Below are 5,317 nucleotides of genomic sequence, written 5' to 3' on the forward strand. Positions count from 1 at the left end.
GCCAAGGGTGCCGTCCAGGACGTCCCGCAGCGTTATCGGGCGTTCCGCAGGGACGGTGTCGTCCAGTGGGCCGTGGGGATCGGCGAGCACTGTCATGTCGGCCAACTCCGGAAGGAGGTCGTCGACCGGGTCGTCGAGGCGGAGAGTGCAGTCCTCGACGAGGGTCATCGCACACGCGGCGACGATCGGCTTCGACATCGAGCCCAGGCGACAGATCGTGTCGGCCGCCATCGGCGTCTGCGACCCGGGACCGTCGAACGCGAGATGACCCGTCGCCTCGATGTGCACCTCGCCGTGGCGGGCGAGGACGACCACCATGCCCGGGACGAAGCCGGACTCGACGTGCCGCTCAAGCAACCCCTGCAGCCGAGCCAGCCGTTTCGACGAGAAGCCACCAGCCGCCACGTGTTTCCTCCTCAGCTCGTCCCGATTGGCAAATTACACGGCAGGCGGCGGTCGCATGGTCCACGACAAGGCTGGGACGACACTCGGTGCGAGCAGTAGCGGTCATCGATCGACCGGGCCTCTGTCGCGCGAACGGGCCTGGCGACAGACCCCGCTGCCGTGACGCGCTCCTCACGGGAAAGGGACGACCCCCGTCGGGGGGAAAGTGACCTGACGTAGCAGCGAGTGTGATCAAGTACCGTACCGCGTGGTCAGACGCATTGAGCGTGCCGTCGAGCATGATCGAGAGTGAATGGGCGGTACGGCGTTCGCTGACGATCCGCTGACTTGCGTGCTTCGTGCGGTACCGCGGCCCACCGGCACATAGCTGCACGGCGGCGCAGTGAGCGCGGCTGTCCGACGGCGTGCGACTTACCGTGTCGCCGGCTTTCGCGCGCCTGGACTTCTGTACCCGGTGGCAAGCCGCGAAGCGGCGCGGCAGCCGATCGCCCCAGCCAGTCACGGCGGCCGACCATCATCGCGATCGGCGTGGCGTCGATCTCCAGCGGCCGATTCGCTGCGGCTGCGTACTCTCGGGCCCGTGTCTTGGCGCGGGGTCCTCCTCACCATCTGGTTCATGGTGGCCGTGGCGTGTCTTCTGACCGCCTGGTGGTTCGACAGCTGGTTTCCGTTGCTCAGTACAGACCATCCGGTGGCTGCGAACGTCGTTGCCGGCCTACTGCTCATCCCGGTGGAATTCTTCGCCGCCTACGTCGTGATCGAGGCTGTGGTGCGCCGCAATCGAGAGCGCCGGTGGGCGACGGTCGCGCAGGAGCTGACGGAGGCCATCGGACAGAAGTGGGACAACCTCAGGGATCTGCTGGTCGGGCTGTTCTGGGTAGAGCAAGCCGAGGTGGCGTTCGGGCGGATCGCTCTAGCCGAGGAGATGTGGCGCGAGTTGGAAAGCCAGGAGCGGGCACTGGCCGAGCGGCTCGAAGCGGGGTTGCCAGCGGCGTGGGACCTACCGGACGGACTTGACGAGATCCTCGGCGGCATCGCCGAGGTGTGGTTCGTAATGTGGGCAGCCGGGTCGCCTCAGGATCGGCAGGCATGGCAGCGCCGACTCATCGCTGTACTGCTTCCTCGGCTCGGATTAGACGACCCACAGGTGACTGCGGCGGCCCGGCGACTGGTCGACACGCTTAGCGACCTTGATGACCTGCTGACCAGCCTGTCCGACCGCAACGCGTTCATTTCAGAGGATCCTTGGCCGTGGGAGATGACCGACGATGAGGTGGTGCCTCTAGTGGTGGGCCTGGCCGAGGGACAGTTGGCGGACCTGGCCGCGCTGCGGCAGGTGGTCGACCTTGCCGGAGCGTCAGTGCGCCGGGGCGATCACCTGATGCGGCTGCTGCACGAGCAACGCCGGTGATAGCGACGCGAGTCCGAGAACGATCGGGGTCCAATGACGGAGCCCTGACCTCTCGTGTGGTTTCTGCTCGCTTGCGTGGGTTGCCGGCGCGGCCCGGCCGTTGCGGGCGGGTGGCCGCCAGCTGGCGGGGACGGGCCGGCGCGGCCCGCTTTACGGGCCGCCTTGATCCTAAAAAGACTGTTTCGGCAGTGGTATCGCCCATCACCCGCCGGATCAGACGTTGCGTGTTAGGTCTAGGCGACGTCTCGCTTACAAGCTCTGTGCAGCGCATCGGCCTCCGTCCGGAACGGCTGCACGCTCGGAGCACCGTCCGTCGTTCCGCTTCCGGGTACGCCGACGTCCGGCGCGGTAGCTGTCATGGTTGCTGTCGACAGCCTGGGCGCCGCTCCTGCCTACACCGGGGGCCGCACCTTTGGAGGGACCGATGCAGATCGATGAGGCAGCTCGTCGACGAGAGGCTTGGCGACGAGCAGGAAGCCCACCGTGTGCCCATGAAGTACATGAGCGGGAGTACAGCTTGGGTGCAGACACCGGTGATGACGTGTGCATCGGCTGTGGTGCCACCTGGGTTCGCGGTAAGCCGAAGCCTGGACCGCTTGGCGCCCAGACCTACTAGCGCCATCAGTTCAACAACTACAGGTAAGGCGGCTTCGACCGCCCTGGTACGCCGACCGACTACGCCTTGCCACCTGGGCAGAGGTCGTCGCTAGTAGTCGTCGTTGGTCGCTCACGATCGGCTTCCGACGGCCTGGTCACGGCCTGATGCAGTGTGTTCATCTTGACACCGCAAGCTAGGCAGACGATATGACCAAGCGTGAAGCCGCAGGACAGCTCACTGCCCGGACCGCGATCGAGGTTGGGACGGTTGGCATCGGCCTGGCAGTGGCCGGCCCCGTGGGCGCCCTCGGGGCCGCCCTCCTCAAGCCGGCACTTGAGCTTGTAACCGTTCGAGACCGTCGCGGACTCCGTAACGTCGAGCGGCTTGTCGAGGCCGTCACCGAGTCCGTTGGCCTCTCCGCCGACGAGTTTGAGGCATGGGCCAAGAGCAAAGACGGCCGACTTATGTTGACCACGGGGGCAATTCAAGCCGCATACAGCACCATGTGCGAGCACAAGGTCAAGGCACTCGCTGCCGTACTGACGGAAAACCTCCAAGATGACGCCCATCTTGACCTGGGCGTTTTGGTCGTCGCTGCGTTGGCTGATCTTGAAGCTGCCCATGTCCGGGTGCTGGACGCTATGGTGAATGGTCCACTTCCCCCTCGGCCCGAAGGTACAACCGATAAGCCGGGAGTCGCACTTCAGTCGCAACTTGGGGAACAATTTCCGCACCTTGCTGCCGGAGTCGTGCCAATCATGGCCACGCTCGTGCGTCACGGCTTGGCGGACAACCGAGTCGCTCGCGACGACGGCAACGCCGCATGGGCGGTCACACCCTTCGGCTGTCATTGCTTGGAGTACCTCCTGAGCCGCAAGTCGGGAGGTTGAAGCGGAACTAAGAGCCGCTGTCTCGCCACCAGCGGGAGCGCTACCTCCCGCCTGCTCACACGGCGTCTCGGACTGCCATCGTTGGTGGCTGGTTGACGACGTTTGACAGTGTCTTGTGCCCCCTGTGTGCCCCGAGTGCCTGCGTGCCGCGCTGGGGAGCGATGTGGTCGCACGGTCTTGTGAGGAGTGCCCAGTACCCTCAACCTGTGCTCCGGTTGCTGGTCGACACATCAGTCTGGCTCGACATGGCGAAGCATCGAGACGGCCAGAAACTCATCGTGCCGATCCGCCTGCTCTTCCACCAGAAGCGTCTTCGACTTATCGTGCCCTCGCTGGTTGTCGATGAGTTTGAGCGCAACCGGCCTCGGGTTGAGGCGTCTGTCTCAGCCAGCGTCGCAGAGCGCGTCCGGCAGTTGAAGAGTGATCTCAAGGAGTATGGCGGAAGCCAACGGGAGCAATGGCTTGAAGAGATGAGCCATCGTTTGCCGCTACTGTCATCCCTGTCGCTGAGGAACTTTACAGAGATTAGGGAGTTGTTGAGCCGCCCGGTCGCAGTGGAGCCGAGCAGCCGCCAGCAAGCGTCGGTAATACTGAGAGCGTTGGAGAAGAGGGCCCCGTTTCATTTGGCGAAGAACAGTGTGGCTGACGCTCTCCTTATTGAGATGTTCCGGGATGCGGTGAACAAGAGCCGGCCACCGGACGTCTGCTGCTTTGCCACCTCGAACCACCAGGACTTCTCTCTCCCCAACGGCGACCGAAGGAAGCCTCACCCCGACTTCAACGACATCTTTGACGATGGCCGTGTCCGCTACCTCCTGGGCTTGGAGGGTCTTACTGCCGGACTCACAGAACACTTCGGGGAAGAGTTCGAAGAGCTTGTCGAGGAAGTTGAGCTAGTTCAAGAGGAGCCTCGTACGCTCGTTGAAATCCTTGAAGCAGAGCGTGAATTTTTCGACAAGATATGGTACGTACGAAAGCTTATCCGACAGGAGAAGGAGGAGCGTGGCGAGGTTGACCCGACGCCGGAAACTCTAGCTTCCCAAATGGAAGCCGCCATGCGCCAAATTGAGGACAGGTACGGTGCCGACAATGTCGGCCCCTGGGATGACTGGGGTTGGGGCTTCGTGCATGGCAAGCTGTCCGCCCTGCGTTGGGTTCTAGGGAGCGAATGGGACTTCCTAGACACCTAGTGAGCGCCTTGCCATCCCAGGCGTTGCGTCCGACGGGTCCCCACCCGTTGGGCTTGATCATTCCGTGTATGTCCAGATCTTGCGATCAAGGCGGCCGTCTCGTTTGCTTTTCACACTCCGTGCGATGACACGGGCAGCTCTCCCAATTCGTGGCGGATCCGATTGGTCAATTCATCACGCAACTTCAGCACCTCTGGCCACTTCGTCCGATGAATTTTCCACAGCTCGTCAGACGATAGATTCCGAGTACTCTCCGACTCAGACCTCACCTGGGACTGCCCCTGCCGACGATCGATGACGGCCCTTGAGCTCCGGATGTTCTCGATCTCTTCTAGCATTGCTGTGTACCGACTTTGAACCTCTCGGGTACCAAATGCCCCAAGTCTGGCACGCAGGAGGATGCCATCCTCCGGCTTGCGCGGCTGCGGAACAGGTCCGGCGGGTACGCCAACAAGGGGAATCGCGTCAATTACGTCGTGGGAAACCTGGACTAGAAGATCAATATACACCTCTGACCGGCGCTGCTCTTTGCGTTCCTCGCTTCGAATCCTGCGATCGCGAAGCCCTATCGACCAGGTAGAGGCGATACCGGCGACCCCTACGGCGCCGGTTGCGACAGGAGCGACCCATTCCCATGCCATAGGCTCAGTGTGGCCTGAAATCTCGCGAATCCCCAGCACCCCCACCGGGCCAAGCCATCCCGTCTGCCCTCGACCCGCCCTCCTGGGGAGCGGGCCGCCGTCCGGCCCGCCACGTCAAGACGGCCTTGACGCACGGTCGGACGCTGGCGGGTCGGGCGGCGGTCTGCTCGGCTTGCCCGGGT

General features: G+C 63.6%; 4 protein-coding genes. 3 read left to right on the forward strand and 1 reads right to left on the reverse strand.

Annotated features, from left to right (window positions below):
• Positions 1 to 405: serine hydrolase (locus tag KBX08_RS32020; protein WP_210787498.1), on the reverse strand; the 405-nt coding region annotated here is incomplete at its 3' end.
• Positions 406 to 1,021: 616 nt separating this feature from the next.
• Between KBX08_RS32020 and KBX08_RS32025 the strand changes: the two genes are divergently transcribed.
• The 3 genes from KBX08_RS32025 (at position 1,022) to KBX08_RS32035 (ending at position 4,494) form a co-directional block, all read left to right on the forward strand.
• The gene (locus KBX08_RS32025) at positions 1,022 to 1,816 is read left to right on the forward strand and encodes a hypothetical protein (RefSeq protein ID WP_210787499.1); all 795 of its coding nucleotides are present in this window, start codon (positions 1,022 to 1,024) and stop codon (positions 1,814 to 1,816) included.
• Between the two features lie 804 nt (positions 1,817 to 2,620).
• The gene (locus tag KBX08_RS32030) at positions 2,621 to 3,304 is read left to right on the forward strand and encodes a hypothetical protein (protein WP_210787500.1); all 684 of its coding nucleotides are present in this window, start codon (positions 2,621 to 2,623) and stop codon (positions 3,302 to 3,304) included.
• Positions 3,305 to 3,510: 206 nt separating this feature from the next.
• Positions 3,511 to 4,494 carry a PIN domain-containing protein gene (locus KBX08_RS32035; RefSeq protein WP_210787501.1) on the forward strand — a complete coding sequence of 328 codons (984 nt, stop codon included), beginning with the start codon at positions 3,511 to 3,513 and terminating at the stop codon, positions 4,492 to 4,494.
• Positions 4,495 to 5,317: the final 823 nt, after the last annotated feature.

Origin of the sequence: Micromonospora sp. H61, assembly GCF_018070325.1 — a bacterium.
Taxonomy (GTDB): Bacteria; Actinomycetota; Actinomycetes; order Mycobacteriales; family Micromonosporaceae; genus Micromonospora; species Micromonospora salmantinae.